This is a genomic window from Massilia sp. DD77, from assembly GCF_036961685.1.
Classification (GTDB): Bacteria; Pseudomonadota; Gammaproteobacteria; order Burkholderiales; family Burkholderiaceae_D; genus Telluria.
In genome coordinates this window covers 1-15,724 of sequence record NZ_JBAMDH010000017.1, presented here as the reverse complement: position 1 = coordinate 15,724, position 15,724 = coordinate 1, and the positions used below count along the sequence as shown (strand labels likewise).

The window sequence follows — 15,724 nt, the reverse complement described above, 5'->3', positions numbered from 1 at the left end:
ATTCCTGGAGAAAAACTTAAGCAGCTGCGGCCGGGGCAGCGGCTGCTGCTTCTGCGCGGTGGCTCTTGGCTGCGTCTTCGCGCTGGACCGACTTCATCATCGGCGACGGTGCGGTTTCGGCCTTCTTCATCTTAACGGTCAGATGACGCAGGACGGCATCATTGAATTTGAATGCGGTTTCCAGCTCGACCAGGGTCTCGTTGTCGCACTCGATGTTCATGCAGATGTAGTGTGCCTTCGGCAGCTTCTGGATCTGGTAAGCCATCTGGCGACGGCCCCAGTCTTCCACGCGATGGATGTTACCGCCGCGGCTGGTCACCGTGGTCTTGTAACGCTCGATCATCGCCGGGACTTGCTCGCTCTGGTCCGGGTGGACGATAAAAACGATTTCATAATGACGCATGCAACACTCCTTGAGGACGTTTAAACAAATGCCCACCTCGGCGTCAAGACGAGTGTGGGAAGGGAAAGCCTTCGATTATAGCCTGAAAAGTACGGGGATGGGAAATGGTATGTTGGGTCGAGGGGGCTCGCTGCGCTCGAATAATGTTGGCGGTTTGCTACGGACTTGGGTCCCCGCCTTCGCGGGGATGACGTGCGAAGGGCGCGAGCCGAAGCCCCGGAGAGTGATCTTCCGATTTCGCCGATCAACGTCATCCCCGCGCAGGCGGGGATCCAAGTTTGCGTGCGAACCACGGAAATCCGCCCTCCCCACCCCGCGCTGCACAATTTTTTTACACTTTTCGCGCGTTTCCCCTTGCGCATACCAGAATACTGTACAAAAATACAGTCTGCTCCTATAACCATTGCCGTACCACATCCATGATCAAGCTCACTGCAAGGCAAGAACAGATCCTCAACCTGATCAAGGAAGCGATCGAAAACACCGGCTTCCCGCCGACACGCGCCGAAATCGCGGCTGAACTAGGCTTCCGGTCGGCCAATGCGGCCGAGGAGCACCTGCAGGCCCTGGCGCGCAAGGGCGCGATCGAGATTTCGCCGGGCACCTCGCGCGGTATCCGCCTGGTCGGCGCCAGCGTCGAGCAGATCCCGATGCCGCCGCCGGCCCTGATGATGTCCCTGCCCCTGGTCGGCCGCGTGGCCGCCGGCTCGCCCATCCTGGCCCAGGAACACGTGGAAGCCACCTATAGCGTCGACGCCGCCATGTTCTCGGCGCGGCCGGACTTTCTGCTGAAGGTCAAGGGCTGGTCGATGCGCGACGCGGGCATCTGCGACGGCGACTTCCTGGCGGTGAAGAAGATCGACAGCGCCAAGAACGGGCAGATCATCGTCGCCCGCATCGGCGAGGAAGTCACCGTCAAGCGCTACCGCAAGACGGGCAATACCGTCGAGCTGCTGCCGGAGAATCCGGACTTCAAGGTGATCCGGGTGGAACCGGGCGACGAGTTCGCGCTCGAGGGGCTGGCGGTGGGGTTGATGCGTAGCTGGCACTAAGTGCCTGTTGCGGTAACTCTGCGCTACGAACTTGGATCCCCGCCTTCGCGGGGACGACGGATTTGATAGCGCGGCCAAAGTCGTAGGCTCGGGATACTCATCACCTTAAATTAACGTCATCCCCGCGCAGGCGGGGACCCAGGTTTGCTGGATCAGCCAGGCACGCTCACTTCACCTTCGACTTGATCGACCCATCCCCCGCACTATTCTTGATCATCGCATTGTGCTCCGCCACATACGCCTCGGTCGCCGCGCGCCAGGCCGCGAAATCCGCCAGGATCAGCTTGGAACTCACCTTCGCCTCTTCCGCCAGGTTCTCGCGCACCCGCTCCAGGTGAGCCTGGGCCGCCTCGGTCTCCTGTTTGCTCATCAGCTTGGCGATATCCGCCGGGATCTTCTTGGTCAGCGGTGAGGATGCGTTCAGGTTCGTCACGAACTTGTTGTAGCAGTTCTGCCAGGTGGTGACCGCGCCGCTGACGCGGTCGATCTCCTCGTTGATCTTGGACATGCTGGGAATACGCGGCGCCTTGCAGGCGAACTCGCCGGACCTCAGTTCCGAACCGTCGTAGCCCTTGACCCAGTAGTCGATGTCCGCGCGGCGCTCCACGCGCTGCTTCATCACCTCGAGCGAGGCCGCCGCCACCTTGTTGCCCTTGGCGGCCGCCTTGCGGAACAGGGCCTCGGCCTTGGCCTCGTCCACCTGCCCCGCTTCGCCATACCAGTACATCTGCGCCAGGTGCTGCTGCGCTTCCGGATTGCCGGCGTCGGACAGTTTAGTGTACAGCTTGAGCGCGGCCGGGTAGTCCTTCTTGGCGAAGGCGGCATGGGCGTCTTCGAGCGGACCTGCAAGGGCGGTGGTGGACAGCAGGAGGGAGAAGGCGAGAACGGACAGGGAGCGTTTCATGGGCAGCGATGAAGGTAGCAAATCGAAGGCCCATGATAGCGGCATTCCCCCACCCTGCTCAACCGCTGAAACAAAAACGGCGTGGAACGGGGCCGGCATGCAGTCGGCCCGGTATTTACGCGCCGAGCGCCTGGCGGAAGTCCGCCAGCAGGTCGTCGGTGTCCTCGATGCCCACCGAGACGCGGATCAGGGACTCCGCGATGCCCATGCTGGCGCGGCGCTCCGCGCCCATCTCGAAGAAGATGGTATGCGCCACCGGGATCACCAGGGTGCGGGTGTCACCCAGGTTGCTGGCCGGGATGCCGAGCTTGAGGCGGTTCAGGTAGTCGAAGCAGTCGATGCCTTCCTTCAGCTCGAAGGACAGCAGCGAACCGCCCGAACGGAACAGCTCCTTGACGATGCCGTTCTGCGGATGCGAAGCCAGGCCCGGATAGTGGACCGCGGAGACCCGCTCATCGGCCTCCAGCATCCGGGCCAGCGCCAGGGCGTTCGCGCTGGTGCGTTCCATGCGCAGCGCCAGGGTCTCGGCGCCCACCGCGATGTGGTGGGCCGCTTCCGGACCGAGCGCCGCGCCGAAGTCGCGCAAGGCCTTCGCGCGCAGCTGGGCCATGCCCTGGGCCTGCGGCGGCTGCTTGCGGAAATTCTGGGCGATGTTCGGATAGGCGCTCCAATCGAACAGGCCGGTGTCGGTCAGGGCGCCGCCCAGCGCGATGCCGTGGCCGCCGATCGACTTGGTCAGCGAATTGACCACCAGGCCGGCGCCGACCGCCTTGGGGCGGAACAGCCAAGGCGTGGTCATGGTGTTGTCGACCACGTAAAGGATGCCGCGCTCGCGGCACAGCTTGCCGATGCGGGCCAGGTCCGCCACCTGGGTGCGCGGATTGGCGATGGTCTCGACGAACACCAGGCGAGTGTTCGGCGTGAGCGCCGCCTCGACCTGGCCGGCGTCGGTGGCGTCGACAAAGCTGACATCGACGCCCTGCCCCGCGACCGTCTGCCACAGGCTGTTGGTGTTCCCGAACAGGAAGGACGAGGAGACGATGTGGTCGCCCGCCTTGAGCAGCGCCTGGAACAGCGCGCCGATGGCGCCCATGCCGGTGGCGAAGCACAGCGAGGCGACACCGTCTTCCATCTTCGTGATCTTGTCCTCGAGCGCGCCGACGGTCGGGTTGCCCTGGCGGCCGTAGCGGAAGCCCGGTTCCTTGCCCTGGAAGACCGAGGCCAGCTGGCGCGCATCGCCGTAGCCGAAGGCCACCGAGGTGTGCACCGGCTTGTGCAGCGAGCCCTGCTCGATCGCCTTGCGGCGATCATTGTGCAGGATCGTGGTGGTGAAGCCGTACTTGTTGGACTCGGTCATGGCGAACCTACTCGGCGGCGACCGGCGGATTCAGGTTGAGCTGAGTGCGCACCGGATCCTCGACCGTGGCCTTGCTCGGGTTGTGGCGCGCCGATTCCAGCTTGTCGAGGTATTCCGGGGTCACGTCGCCGGTCACGTACACGCCGTCGAAGCACGAGGCCTCGAAGTTCTTCAGCGCCGGGTTGACGTCCGAGATCGCGCGCTTCAGCGCGTCGACGTCCTGGTAGACCACACGGTCGGCGGTGATCTCGGTGCAGACTTCCTCGACCGTGCGGCCGTGGGCGATCAGCTCGTCGCGGGTCGGCATGTCGATGCCGTACACGTTCGGGTACAGCACCGGCGGCGCGGCCGAGGCGAAGAACACCTTGCGGGCGCCCGCTTCGCGCGCCATCTGCACGATCTCGCGGCTGGTGGTGCCGCGCACGATCGAATCGTCGACCAGCAGCACGTTCTTGTCCTTGAATTCGGAGCTGATCGCGTTGAGCTTCTGGCGCACGGATTTGCGGCGCATGCCCTGGCCCGGCATGATGAAGGTGCGGCCGATGTAGCGGTTCTTGATGAAGCCTTCGCGGTATTCCACGCCGAGCTTGAGGGCCAGCTGGATCGCGGCCGGACGCGAGGAATCCGGAATCGGCATCACGACGTCGATCTCGTCGACCGGAATCTCCTTGCGGATCTTGTCGGCCAGGTATTCGCCCATGCGCAGGCGGGTGGCGTAGACCGAGGCGCCGTCGATGACCGAATCGGGACGCGCCAGGTAGACGAATTCGAAGGCGCACGGGTTCAGCGACGGGTTCTCTGCGCACTGGCGCTCGTGCAGGGCGCCGTCATTCGAGATGAAGACCGCTTCGCCCGGCGCGATGTCGCGCACGAAGCGGAAGCCCAGGCCTTCCAGGGCCACGGATTCGCTGGCCACCAGGTATTCCTTGCCCTGCTCGGTCTCGTTCACGCCGATGCACAGCGGGCGGATGCCGAAGGGGTCGCGGAAGGCCAGCATGCCGTGGCCGGCGATCTGCGCCACCACGGCGTAGGCGCCCCTGACGCGGCGGTGCACGGCGGCGACCGCCGTGAACACGGCGTCCGGGTTCAGGGTGAAGCCGTCGGCCGCTTCCTGGACTTCGTGGGCCAGCACGTTGAGCAGCACCTCCGAATCGGAATCGGTATTGATGTGGCGGCGGTCGATCCGGAACAGCTCGTCCTTGAGCTGGGCCTGGTTGGTGAGGTTGCCGTTGTGCGCGAGGGTGATGCCGAAGGGCGCGTTCACGTAGAACGGCTGCGCCTCTTCCTCGCTCGACGAGCCCGCGGTCGGATAACGGCAGTGGCCGATACCGGTGTTACCTTGCAGCGAACGCATGTTCCGGGTACGGAACACGTCGCGTACCAGGCCGTTGGCCTTGAACATGGAAAACATGCTGCTGTGATTGGTCGCGATCCCCGCCGCATCCTGGCCGCGGTGCTGCAGCAGCAGCAATGCGTCATACAGAAGCTGGTTGACGGGAGAGTGCGAGACGACGCCGACGATGCCACACATGGTGCGCTCCTAAAAACTGGACTGCTTGATTGCGAAAAACTTCAAAATTCGGTTCAGTATCTGACGTGCTGCGCCAGCGCAGCGGGCAGGAAGGGCCTGACGGTGCGCGCGCCGGTTTCGGCCATGGGCGACAGCAGCGCGTCTCTCCAGAAAGGCTGTTGCGGGATGGCTGTCATCCCACACAATATGACGGCGGCGAGCACGATTACAATGCCGCGCGCCAAGCCGAATAATCCTCCCAGGCCACGGTCGGCGAGGCTCAGGCCGGTGGCTTCCACCAGGGCGCCGATCGCCAGGGACAACAGGCCCATCAAGATGCGCACGCCCAGGAACAAGACGATGAAGGCCAGGATCAGGCGCGCCGTCTCGCCCGGAATCAGTTCCGGCAGCATGGGCGCCAGCTTGGCCCCGTAGGCGTTCGCCACCACGAAGGCGACGATCCAGCCCAGCAGCGACAGGATTTCCTTGACCAGCCCGCGCAGGGTGCTGATGACAACGGACGAAACCAGTACGAACAGGACAAGATAATCGAAAATCGTCACGCCTGCTCAACCCATCTTACAAAGGCAGCATCGTGGGGGACAAGCCCATGCCGCTCAGCTTGGCGCGTATTTTTTCCGCCTCTTCCTTGCTGAACGGACCCACGCGCACACGGACCAGGTCGCCGGACTTCTGGGTGAAGGACGACACCCCGGCGGCGCGCAGGCGGCTTTGCAGTTCCGCGGCCTTTTCCTGGCTCCCCAGCGCGGCGGCCTGCACCACGTAGCGCGGGGCCGGGCCTTCGGCCTTGACCGCCGGCTTGTCTTCCAGGATGGCCATCGCACGGGCGCTGTCGTCGGCGCGCGGCTTCTCGGCCACCTTGGGCTCGGCGGGCTTGGCGGGTTTCTTGTCGAGTTCGCGTTTTTCCGGCTCGGGCTTGCGCGCCGGTTCGGGTTTCGCGGCCTCCTGCTTGGGCTCGACCTTCGAAGGCTCGGGTTTGACGGGATCCGGTTTGACTGTCTCGACGGTGCGCACCGGCGGCGGCTCGGCGGCGGCGGGAGCGGCCTTCGGCGGCGGGGCATCGGGCGGGACATCGACGATTTCCTCGCCGCTGTCCACGCTCTCTGCCGCAGGGACGGGCTCGGCCGGTACCGGCAGCGGCGCGGCCTTTTCCTTGGACGGGATGTGGATGGCGATGTCGCCGGCCAGCGGCTTGGGCTCGGAATCGAGCAGCATCGGCAGGCCGACCGCGGCCGCCAGGGCCAGGGCGATGGCGCCCACCAGGCGGCGGCGCGCGCGTTTTTTTTCGGGCAGCACCGGATCGGGACCGCGGCCGCGCCGCGCGCCCTCGCCTGCATGCGAGGCGCGCTTGGAGCGGGCGCGCTCGCCAATCGCGGCATCGTCATCCTTGACGAAATGGCCGCTGTCCCGGACAGTTTCTTGCTTGTTTTTATTGCCGAACGAGAACAAGCCCATGCGTTTTCAGTCGATCAGTGAAGAGAGGATTTGCGGGCCGCCATCACGCCTGCAACGGTGTAGAACGAGCCAAAGACCACAATTCTATCATTCTCCCCTGCGCGGCTGAGGGCATTCGCATAGGCCTCGCCCGGATTGGCGAAGGCGGACACCGAAAAATCGTCCTCTTTCGCGCCGGCCGGCTTCAAGGCGGCCAGCTTTTCCGCCAGCTGCGCGGACTTCGCCGAGCGCGGCGAATCGAGGTCGGCCACGCACCAGTGATCGATGATGCCGGCCATCGGCGCGATCACGGCGTCGATGTCCTTGTCTTCCATGATGCCGAACACGGCATAGGTGAAGCGGTGGAAGCCCATGTTGCCCAGGTTCTGGGCCAGGGTCGCCGCCGCATGCGGATTGTGGGCGACGTCCAGCACCTGGGTCGGGCGGCCCGGCAGCACCTGGAAGCGTCCCGGCAGCTCGACCATCGCCAGGCCGGCGCGCACTTCCTGGGCGCCGCAGGGCAACTCCATGCGCAGGGCTTCGAGCGCGGCCAGCGCGGCCGAGGCATTCAGCAGCTGGTTGGCGCCGCGCAGGGCCGGATAGGCCAGCGAATTGCGGCGCTGGCTGCGGCCGCCGTAGCTCCACTGCTGCTGGTCGCCCTGGTAGTTGAAGTCGCGGCCCAGCAGCCAGAGGTCGGCCCCGATGTCGGCGGCATGCTGGATCAGGGTGCTCGGCGGCACCGGGTCGCTGCAGATCGCCACCTTGCCCGGGCGGAAGATGCCGGCTTTCTCGAAGCCGATTTTCTCGCGGGTGTCGCCCAGGTAGGCGGTATGGTCGATGTCGATGCTGGTCACGATGGACACGTCGGCGTCGACCACGTTGACGGCGTCCAGGCGGCCGCCCAATCCGACTTCCAGGATGGCCACGTCCACGCCGCTTGTTGAGAGCAAGTGCATGATGGCCAGGGTGGTGAATTCAAAATAGGTCAGCGACACCTCGCCGCGCGCGGCTTCGACGGCATGGAAGGCCTCGACCAGGGCTTCATCCGAGGCCATCTCGCCGTTGATGCGGGCGCGCTCGTTGAAGTCGAGGAAGTGCGGCTTGATGTAGAGGCCGACGCGGTAGCCCGACTGCAGCAGCATGGCTTCGAGCATGGCGCAGGTCGAGCCTTTGCCGTTGGTGCCCGCCACCATGATCACGGGACAGGAGAAGGCCAGCTGCATGCGCTCCTTGACGGCGCGGACACGGTCGAGGCCCATGTCGATATGGGTTTCGGCATGGCGCGACTCGAGCAGGGCCAGCCAGTCGGGCAAGGTGGTCGGGAGAGTGGGCATGTGTACGTCTGGGAAGGCGTGCGCGGGAGCGCACGGTGCGGCACGTTTCAGGCGCGCCGCACCAGGGATGGATCAGGCCAGAACTTCGGCAGCCTGGTTCTGCAGCAGGGCCAGCAGGCGCGCGATTTCTTCGCGCATCTTGCGGCGGTCGACGATCATGTCGACGGCGCCCTTCTGGACCAGGAACTCGGCGCGCTGGAAGCCTTCCGGCAGCTTTTCGCGCACGGTGTTCTCGATCACGCGCGGGCCGGCGAAGCCGATCAGGGCTTTCGGCTCGGCGATCACGACGTCGCCCATGAAGGCGAAGGACGCCGAGACGCCGCCCATGGTCGGGTCGGTCAGCACGCTAATGAAAGGCAGCTTCTTTTCCGACAGCTTGGTCAGCATGGCGGTGGTCTTGGCCATCTGCATCAGCGACAGCAGGCCTTCCTGCATGCGCGCGCCGCCGGTGGCGGTGATGCAGATGAAGGGAACCTTCTGCTCCAGGGCCACTTGCGCGCCGCGGGCGAAGCGTTCGCCGACGACCGAGCCCATGGAACCGCCCATGAATTCGAACTCGAAGCAGGCCACCACGACCGGCAGGCTCATGATCGAGCCGCCCTGCACGATGAGGGCGTCGGTCTCGCCGGTGGCGTCCATGGCCTGCTTGAGGCGGTCCGGGTACTTCTTGGAATCCTTGAACTTCAGGGTATCGACCGGCAGGGCTTCCTGGCCGATCTCATAGCGGCCGCCTTCGTCGAGCAGTCCATCGAGTCGCTCGCGGGCGCGGATGCGCATGTGGTGATCGCACTTGGGGCAGACGTGGAGGTTGGACTCGAGGTCCGCGCGGTAGAGGACCGACTCGCACGACGGGCACTTGACCCACAACCCTTCGGGCATGGTCTTGCTCTTGGCGGCATCGGAGCGCTGGATCCGAGGGGGCAGCAGTTTTTCCAACCAACTCATCTTATCTCCTTTGCGGCAAATCTTTCAGGTGGCGGTAGTGTAGCCGCTCAGGCCCGGCTTGTCGAATCATAGCAAGCCGACAATGATCATTCCGACAAGCCTCCCCACCCTCCCTTCTCCCCCTCCGGAAACGAGGGTCGGAGTCGAATTCTTTGCCAACTTTTGACAATTTCCCAACAATTCGGCTCTGACCCTCATTGCGTAAACCTTATTTCCAAGTTAATAAATTAGGGTCAGAGTCGAATTGTTCGACAACTTTGAGGAATTTCCCAGCAATTCGACTCTGACCCCATTTTTCTGGTCAGCTCGATACCTCGGCGGTGGCGAATTCGAAGCCGCCGACCCGGGCCGCAACGGGGATATCGATCCAGGCGGTCAGCGCGCCTGCCAGGCACGCAAGAACAAATCCGCCCAAGCCCAGAGAACAAATGGGGTCGGAGTCGAATTCTTTGGCAACTTCCGACAATTTCCCAATAATTCGACTCCGACCCTAATTGCTGAAAAGTTGTTTCCTCAGCAATAAATGAGGGTCAGAGTCGAATTGTTTAACAACTTTGGGGAATTTCCCAACAATTCGACTCTGACCCCGATTGTTGGGCTATTGCCCGGGGGCGATTAGCGGGCGTCGAGGGCGCTGCGGATGCCGGCGGTGAACGTGCGGACGGCTTCGACGGCGTTTTCCTGCGGCGTGTTTTCCAGCTCCTGGATGATGCGGCTGCCGATCACGACCGCGTCGGCCACCTCGGCGACCGCCTTCGCCGTGGCGGCGTCGCGGATGCCGAAGCCGACGCCGATCGGCAGTTTCACGTGCTCGCGGATCGCGCTCACGCGGCGCGCCACGTCGGCGGTGTCGATGCTGCCGGCGCCGGTCACGCCTTTCAGGGAAACGTAGTAGCTGAAGCCGCTGCCGTACCTGGCCACCTGCTTGACCCGCTCGACCGTCGAGGTGGGCGCCAGCAGGAAGATCAGGTCGAGGCCGTTATCGCGCATGGCGTCGGCGAATTCGGCGCACTCTTCCGGTGGGTAGTCCACCACGATGGCGCCGTCGGCGCCGGCTTCCTTCGCGCAGCGGATGAAGTTGTCGGGGCCGATACGTTCGATCGGGTTGGCGTAGCCCATCAGGACCACCGGCGTCGTCTGGTCGTTCTTGCGGAACTCGCGCACGAAGCCGAAGACGTCCTTCAGGCCGATGTTGAACTTGAGCGCGCGCTCGCAGGCGCGCTGGATCACCGGGCCCTCGGCCATCGGATCGGAAAACGGGACGCCCAGCTCCAGGACGTCCGCGCCGCCTTCCACCAAGGCGTGCATCAGCGGGACGGTGAGTTCGGGCCCGGGGTCGCCCGCAGTGATGAAGGTGACGAGACCGGTCTTGTGCTGCGCCTTCAGCGCGTTGAAGGTGTGTTCGATACGGGACATGCTTGTTCTTTCTATGTTCGGTGAAGTGTGCGAAAAAAGAGAGTCAGCCGTTCAGCTGAAATCCAGCCCCATTCGCGCCGCCACCGTGTGCATGTCCTTGTCGCCGCGGCCCGACAGGTTGACCAGGATGAGCTTGTCCTTCGGCAGGGTCGCCGCCAGCTTGACGCCGTAGGCGATCGCGTGCGAGGACTCGAGCGCCGGAATGATGCCTTCGATGCGGCAGCAGTCGTGGAAAGCCTGCAGCGCTTCCTCGTCCGTGATCGAGACGTACTGCGCGCGCGCCGAATCCTTCAGCCACGCGTGTTCCGGCCCCACGCCCGGATAATCCAGGCCCGCCGACACCGAATGGGTCTCGATGATCTGGCCGTTCTCGTCCTGCAGCAAATAGGTGCGGTTGCCATGCAGGACGCCCGGCATCCCGGCCGTGAGCGAGGCCGCGTGCTTGCCCGAGTCCAGCCCCTCGCCCGCCGCTTCGACGCCCACCAGCTGCACGCCCGGCTCGCCGATGTAGGGATAGAAGATGCCCATGGCGTTCGAGCCGCCGCCGATGCAGGCGACCACGTAGTCCGGCTGGCGCCCCGTCATCTGGGGCATCTGCACGCGGCATTCCTCGCCGATCACGGACTGGAAGTCGCGCACCATCATCGGATACGGGTGCGGGCCGGCCACGGTGCCGATGATGTAGAAGGTGTTTTCGATATTGGTGACCCAGTCGCGCATCGCTTCGTTGAGCGCGTCCTTCAGGGTCTTGGAGCCCGATTCCACCGGCACCACGGTCGCGCCGAGGAGCTTCATGCGGTAGACATTCTGGGCCTGGCGCTTGACGTCTTCCGCGCCCATGTAGACCACGCATTCCAGGCCGAAGCGGGCGCAGATGGTGGCGGTGGCGACGCCGTGCTGGCCGGCGCCGGTTTCGGCGATGATGCGCTGCTTGCCCATGCGGCGCGCCAGCAGGGCCTGGCCGATCACGTTGTTGATCTTGTGCGCGCCGGTATGGTTCAGGTCTTCGCGCTTGAAGTAGAGCTGGGCGCCGCCGGCAAGCTCGGACCAGCGGCGGGCGTGGTACACGGGCGACGGGCGGCCGACGAAGTGGGCCAGCTCGTAGCGGAACTCCTCGAGGAAAATCGGATCGGCCGCATAGCGCGCATAGGCCTCGTTCAGCTCGGCCAGCGCGTGCGACAGGGTTTCGGCGACGAAGCTGCCGCCATAGGGGCCGAAATGGCCGGCCTGGTCGGGCAGCGGATAATCGGGGGTCTTGAACAGTGCGGCGGCGCCGCGGCTAGGAACTTCTTTCATGGCTGGACTCACTAGAGGGGGTGGCATCGGCAGCCCGCACCGCGGCGATAAAGCCGGCGATCTTGCGGGCGTCCTTGATTCCCTTGCCCTCTTCGACGCCACTGCTGACGTCGACGGCGAAGGGACGAACACGTACCACCGCGTCAGTCGCGTTGTGTACGCTCAAGCCACCACTCAAAACGACCCGAGGCGCGAGCTCTTTTGGAATAAGAGACCAATCGAAGACCTTTCCTGCGCCGCCGTAGGCGTCCACGTAGGTGTCGAGCAGGACGCCCGAGAACCAGGGACTGGCAGCGCGGTTTGCAGCTTCCCATTCTAGCAAAGCCGCGGGCGCCGTGTCCGGTTTTACGCGGAAGGCCCGCACGTAGGGCCGGCGCAGCGCCGCGGCGATGTGCGCGCACTGCTCGTCCGTTTCGTCGCCGTGGAACTGGATCAGCGACAGGGGCATCGCCTCGGCCACCGCGCGCACTTCTTCCAGGGTCGGGTTGACGAACAGCGCCACCGCGCCGACGAAAGGCGGCAGCCCCGCGCATAGCTCGGCCGCACGCGCGGGCGTGACGTAGCGCGGGCTCTTGGGATAGAACACGAAGCCGAGGGCGTCGGCGCCGGCATCGACCGCCGCGCGCAGGTCCTGCTCGCGGGTGATGCCGCAGATCTTGATGCGGGTGCGCTGCATGTGCTTCCTTTTGCTCGTCCTTAGTGCCGGCGAATCATAGCCAGGGCAGGGGCGGCGCGTCTTCCTGCGGCAGTCCCCACTTGGGATCGTACTCGATCCTGGCGAAGTACAGGCCGTCCGGCATGAAGGTCGGGGCCGCGACGTCGCGCGAGCGGCTCGCCAGCACCTCGGCCATCCAGGACGGCGCGTTGCGGCCCGTGCCCACGTAGATGAGCGAACCGACGATGTTGCGCACCATGTGGTGCAGGAAGGCGCTGGCGCGCACGGTGAACACGATGATGTCGCCGTGGCGCTTGATGCTCACCTCGTGCATGTCCTTCACCGGCGTGTTCGCCTGGCAGCCGGATGCCCGGAAGGCCGAGAAATCATGGGTGCCGATCAGGTACTGCCCGGCTTCGCGCATGCGCTCCACGTCCAGCGGGCGGAACACCCACCCTGCCCGGTCCGCCAGCAGCGCGGACGGGTTGGCATGGTTGTAGAGCACGTAGTGGTAGGTGCGCGAGCGCGCCGAGAAGCGCGCGTGGAAGTCCTGTCCTTCCGCGTCCGGCGCCACTTCGTGGGCCCAGCGCACCACGATGGTGTCGGGCAGGAAGGCGTTCACGCCGCGTACCCAGGATTGGGACGGACGGTCGAGCTCGGTGTCGAAATGGACCACCTGCTCGATCGCGTGCACGCCTGCGTCGGTGCGGCCGGCGCAGGTGGTGTGCAGGGGGACGGTCGCGAACTTCTCGAGGGCGATCTCGAGCTGGTCCTGGACCGTGTTGCGCGCGGGCTGCTTCTGGTAGCCGTTCCAGCCCGTGCCGACGTACTGGACTCCGAGTGCGATGCGCCTCACGCAAGCAGCTCGCGCATCGCGCTGGCCTTGCTCACCTGTTCGCTGCTGCCACCCTTGATGACTTCATCCAGCAATTCGCGTGCGCCCTCCTTGTCGCCGATCTCCTGGTAGGCGATGGCGAGGTCCAGCTTGGTTTCCATTTCCATGTGCTCGGGCGACAGCTCGGCGACCTGGTTCACCTCGGTCACGTCGGCGATCTCGGCGGCGTCGAACTGCTGCACGGCGGAGGCGTTCGCGGGCACCGCGCCCGGCAGTTCGAGGTCGAAGTCGGCCAGGTCGAAGCTCGGCTCGAGCGGCACGCCCGGCGACGGGGTCGCGGCCTGGGCGGGCGCGGCGGCCGGCACGTCCGGCAGCGCGAACGGGTCGTCTTCAAGCGCCGGTTCTTGCGCGGCGATCGGCGCGGCCGGGGTCTCGGGCAGGCCGAAGTCCATGGTGTCGAGATCGAACAGCGGATCTTCCGACGCCGACGCCGACGCCGTGTCAGCCGCCGGACGGATCGCCGGCGCTTCCTCGAAGGCCGGTGCGGCCGCTGCGTTGCCCACGTCGCTGGCCGCGGCCGGCGCGCCGAAGTCCATGCTGTCCAGGTCGAACAGCGGATCGTTCATCTCGTCCGCCTTGGCGGCAGGCGCTTCCTGGGCCAGGGCCGGCAGCGACGGCAGGCCGTCGAATTCCTTGGCCAGGCCCTGCATGTCGACCGTGTGGTCCACCGGCAGCGGCCGGGCGGCCTGCGGGCTCAGGTCGAGGGTGAAGTCGTCGTCTTCCTCGACAGCCGGCGCTTGCGCGGGCTGCTCGGCGGCCTGCTGGTCGAAGTTCATGTCGAAGGACAGGTCGAACGCGTCGTCCGCCGCGGTCGTCTCGGCGGCCGGGGCTGGCGCCGCGGTGACCGGCTCGACCGGGTCGCGGCTGAAGTCGAACGCGGGCACCGCGGTCGCATCGGCGCCGGCCCCGGCCTTACTATCCGGACCCGGCATGGCGATCGCATCGCCGCCGCCCACCGGCTCGAAGGTCAGGCCGCCCAGGTCGAAGTCGAGTGCGCCGTCGTCGGTGCGCGCCGTGGCGTCGGCGTCGGACGCCGGCACCGCGGTACGGTCGGCGTCCGTGTCCTTGTCGAGCATCATGCCGGCAGCGGCGCCGGCGCCCAGCGCCGCGGCCGCCGGAGCGCCGCCGCGGAAGGCGTCTTCGAGCTGCTGCGACAGCAGGGTTTGCTGGGTGCGTTCCTGCGGCGACGGCGGCGACGGCGGCGCCACCGGCGAAGCGCCCGCATACAGCGGGTTCAGCGGGTCGATCGAGAGACCGAGCGCGGCGGCTTGCGCCCACTCGTCGCCCTGGCCGCGCGTCAGACCCTGCAGTTCGGTGGCCTGGCCCTCGAAGGCGCGCAGGTCCTTGCGGGCGGCGTAGATCTCGAGCAGCTTGAGGCGCACCGCGTGACGCTCCGGATGCACGCGCAGGGCTTCCTTCAGGATTTCCTCGGCCTGGGCGTCGCGGCCATAGGCGATGTAGACGTCGGCTTCCGCCACCGGATCGACCTCATTGGTGTCGAGCTGGCTGGCCGAAGGCGCGAAGCTGGAATTGAAGACGCTGTTGTTGGTGTCCACGCTCTGGCCGCCGGTTTCGGCGAACAGCGAGTGCGCGGCCTGGGCCGGCACGCCCAGTACCGAGGGCTCGGTGATGGCCACCTTGTCCGGGGCCGGTTTGCGCTTGCGGCGCTGCGACAGGCCGAGGCCCGCCAGCAGCAGCACGGCGGCGCCGGCGCCGATGTAGGCGATGTTGTCCATCAGCTTGTCGGCCAGGGTCGGCTCTTCCTGCACCGGCTTCTTGGCCTTGGGCTTGGCGGCCGGTTTCCTGGCCGGGGCCGGTTCGGCGTCCTGGGTCGCCACCTTGCCCGCGGCGGCGCCGGCGGCAGCGCCGGCAGCGGCGCCTTGCGCTTCGCTGCCCGAGCGGCTCTTCACGGTCATCAGGTCCTCGAGCTCGTTGACGTTCTTCTCGAGCTCCTTGACGCGGGCCTGGGCCTGGTCCAGTTCCTTCTGCTTGGCGATGCTGTCTTCGACGCTGGCGGTCGCGCCCTGCGGTCCGCCCTTGGCGCCCGGCACGGCCTTCGACAGGCGCAGCTGGTCTTGCGATTCGTTGGCGGCGGTCGGGCGTTCCTCGACCTTGGCGGTGACCTTGCCGGTGGCGCTCTGGCCGGCCTGCGGTGCACGGCTCGGAGCCGCGGTCTCGACCTGGCCGGCGAGCTTGTTGCGGTAGGCGTTGAAGTCGGCCGCATGGGCCACGACCACGCCGCGCGCTTCGCCTTCGCCGGTGCCGCGGATAGCCTGGTTGTCCGGCACGCTCAGGATCTGGCCCGACTTCAGGCGGTTCATGTTGTTGCCGATGAAGGCGTCCGGATTGGCGCGGTACAGCGCCACCAGCATCATGTCGAGCGAGATGTCGGCCGGCTTCAGCTTGGTCGCGATGCGGCCCAGGGTGTCGCCTGGGCGCACGCGGTAGCTCGACGGCGCGGCGGCGCCGTCGGCCGGCGCGGCCTGGCGTTCTGCCGGAGCA

15 protein-coding genes are annotated in these 15,724 nt (G+C 66.0%); 2 read left to right on the top strand and 13 right to left on the bottom strand.

Going from position 1 to position 15,724, the window contains the following annotated elements:
• Nucleotides 1-16: 16 nt before the first annotated feature.
• Nucleotides 17-403: a 30S ribosomal protein S6 gene (gene rpsF / locus V7778_RS11760; protein WP_020656856.1), complete on the bottom strand. Its 387-nt coding sequence runs from the start codon at nucleotides 401-403 to the stop codon at nucleotides 17-19.
• A 419-nt stretch (nucleotides 404-822) separates the two neighbouring features.
• Here rpsF and lexA point away from each other — a divergent pair, with 419 nt between their 5' ends.
• Nucleotides 823-1,455, top strand: coding sequence for a transcriptional repressor LexA (gene lexA / locus V7778_RS11755; protein ID WP_335555377.1), 633 nt, complete (start codon nucleotides 823-825; stop codon nucleotides 1,453-1,455).
• 166 nt (nucleotides 1,456-1,621) lie between these two features.
• Here lexA and V7778_RS11750 read toward each other — a convergent pair whose 3' ends face one another.
• From V7778_RS11750 to accD, 7 genes are all read right to left on the bottom strand, one after another.
• Nucleotides 1,622-2,359: a tetratricopeptide repeat protein gene (locus tag V7778_RS11750; protein WP_335555375.1), complete on the bottom strand. Its 738-nt coding sequence runs from the start codon at nucleotides 2,357-2,359 to the stop codon at nucleotides 1,622-1,624.
• Nucleotides 2,360-2,474: 115 nt separating this feature from the next.
• Nucleotides 2,475-3,716 (bottom strand): cystathionine gamma-synthase family protein, encoded by a 1,242-nt coding sequence (locus V7778_RS11745; protein WP_335555373.1) that lies wholly within the window; start codon nucleotides 3,714-3,716, stop codon nucleotides 2,475-2,477.
• A gap of 7 nt (nucleotides 3,717-3,723) precedes the next feature.
• The gene (gene purF / locus V7778_RS11740; RefSeq protein ID WP_335555371.1) at nucleotides 3,724-5,247 is read right to left on the bottom strand and encodes an amidophosphoribosyltransferase; all 1,524 of its coding nucleotides are present in this window, start codon (nucleotides 5,245-5,247) and stop codon (nucleotides 3,724-3,726) included.
• A gap of 53 nt (nucleotides 5,248-5,300) precedes the next feature.
• A complete protein-coding gene (locus tag V7778_RS11735; protein ID WP_211519115.1) occupies nucleotides 5,301-5,789 on the bottom strand; it encodes a CvpA family protein in 489 nt (162 codons plus the stop codon).
• A gap of 16 nt (nucleotides 5,790-5,805) precedes the next feature.
• Entirely contained in the window at nucleotides 5,806-6,702 is an 897-nt protein-coding gene (locus V7778_RS11730; RefSeq protein ID WP_335555369.1) for an SPOR domain-containing protein, read from the bottom strand.
• A 14-nt stretch (nucleotides 6,703-6,716) separates the two neighbouring features.
• On the bottom strand, nucleotides 6,717-8,015 hold the full coding sequence (folC, locus tag V7778_RS11725) for a bifunctional tetrahydrofolate synthase/dihydrofolate synthase (protein WP_335555367.1): 1,299 nt from the start codon (nucleotides 8,013-8,015) through the stop codon (nucleotides 6,717-6,719).
• A 72-nt stretch (nucleotides 8,016-8,087) separates the two neighbouring features.
• The gene (gene accD, locus V7778_RS11720; RefSeq protein WP_211519112.1) at nucleotides 8,088-8,960 is read right to left on the bottom strand and encodes an acetyl-CoA carboxylase, carboxyltransferase subunit beta; all 873 of its coding nucleotides are present in this window, start codon (nucleotides 8,958-8,960) and stop codon (nucleotides 8,088-8,090) included.
• 244 nt (nucleotides 8,961-9,204) lie between these two features.
• On the opposite strand from accD, the gene V7778_RS11715 reads away from it, so the two are divergent.
• The gene (locus V7778_RS11715; RefSeq protein ID WP_335555365.1) at nucleotides 9,205-9,483 is read left to right on the top strand and encodes a hypothetical protein; all 279 of its coding nucleotides are present in this window, start codon (nucleotides 9,205-9,207) and stop codon (nucleotides 9,481-9,483) included.
• Between the two features lie 92 nt (nucleotides 9,484-9,575).
• On the opposite strand, the gene trpA is transcribed toward V7778_RS11715, so the two are convergent.
• The 5 genes from trpA to V7778_RS11690 all read right to left on the bottom strand — a co-directional run.
• The gene (gene trpA / locus V7778_RS11710) at nucleotides 9,576-10,376 is read right to left on the bottom strand and encodes a tryptophan synthase subunit alpha (RefSeq protein WP_335555364.1); all 801 of its coding nucleotides are present in this window, start codon (nucleotides 10,374-10,376) and stop codon (nucleotides 9,576-9,578) included.
• A 51-nt stretch (nucleotides 10,377-10,427) separates the two neighbouring features.
• Nucleotides 10,428-11,672, bottom strand: coding sequence for a tryptophan synthase subunit beta (gene trpB, locus V7778_RS11705; protein ID WP_335555363.1), 1,245 nt, complete (start codon nucleotides 11,670-11,672; stop codon nucleotides 10,428-10,430).
• Nucleotides 11,656-12,435, bottom strand: coding sequence for a phosphoribosylanthranilate isomerase (locus V7778_RS11700; protein ID WP_335555609.1), 780 nt, complete (start codon nucleotides 12,433-12,435; stop codon nucleotides 11,656-11,658). Before V7778_RS11700 ends, trpB begins: the two co-directional genes overlap by 17 nt.
• Nucleotides 12,383-13,183 carry a tRNA pseudouridine(38-40) synthase TruA gene (gene truA, locus V7778_RS11695; protein ID WP_335555361.1) on the bottom strand — a complete coding sequence of 267 codons (801 nt, stop codon included), beginning with the start codon at nucleotides 13,181-13,183 and terminating at the stop codon, nucleotides 12,383-12,385. Before truA ends, V7778_RS11700 begins: the two co-directional genes overlap by 53 nt.
• The coding region (locus V7778_RS11690; RefSeq protein WP_335555360.1) for a FimV/HubP family polar landmark protein at nucleotides 13,180-15,724 on the bottom strand (2,545 nt) is incomplete at its 5' end. The genes truA and V7778_RS11690, both read right to left, overlap by 4 nt.

Coding starts and splice junctions, on each gene's coding strand:
- V7778_RS11750 (WP_335555375.1), bottom strand. CDS start 2,359: ATGAAACGCTCCCTGTCCGTTCTCGCCTTCTCCCTCCTGCTGTCCACC.
- folC (WP_335555367.1), bottom strand. CDS start 8,015: ATGCCCACTCTCCCGACCACCTTGCCCGACTGGCTGGCCCTGCTCGAG.
- purF (WP_335555371.1), bottom strand. CDS start 5,247: ATGTGTGGCATCGTCGGCGTCGTCTCGCACTCTCCCGTCAACCAGCTT.
- trpA (WP_335555364.1), bottom strand. CDS start 10,376: ATGTCCCGTATCGAACACACCTTCAACGCGCTGAAGGCGCAGCACAAG.
- rpsF (WP_020656856.1), bottom strand. CDS start 403: ATGCGTCATTATGAAATCGTTTTTATCGTCCACCCGGACCAGAGCGAG.
- accD (WP_211519112.1), bottom strand. CDS start 8,960: ATGAGTTGGTTGGAAAAACTGCTGCCCCCTCGGATCCAGCGCTCCGAT.
- V7778_RS11730 (WP_335555369.1), bottom strand. CDS start 6,702: ATGGGCTTGTTCTCGTTCGGCAATAAAAACAAGCAAGAAACTGTCCGG.
- lexA (WP_335555377.1), top strand. CDS start 823: ATGATCAAGCTCACTGCAAGGCAAGAACAGATCCTCAACCTGATCAAG.
- trpB (WP_335555363.1), bottom strand. CDS start 11,672: ATGAAAGAAGTTCCTAGCCGCGGCGCCGCCGCACTGTTCAAGACCCCC.
- V7778_RS11745 (WP_335555373.1), bottom strand. CDS start 3,716: ATGACCGAGTCCAACAAGTACGGCTTCACCACCACGATCCTGCACAAT.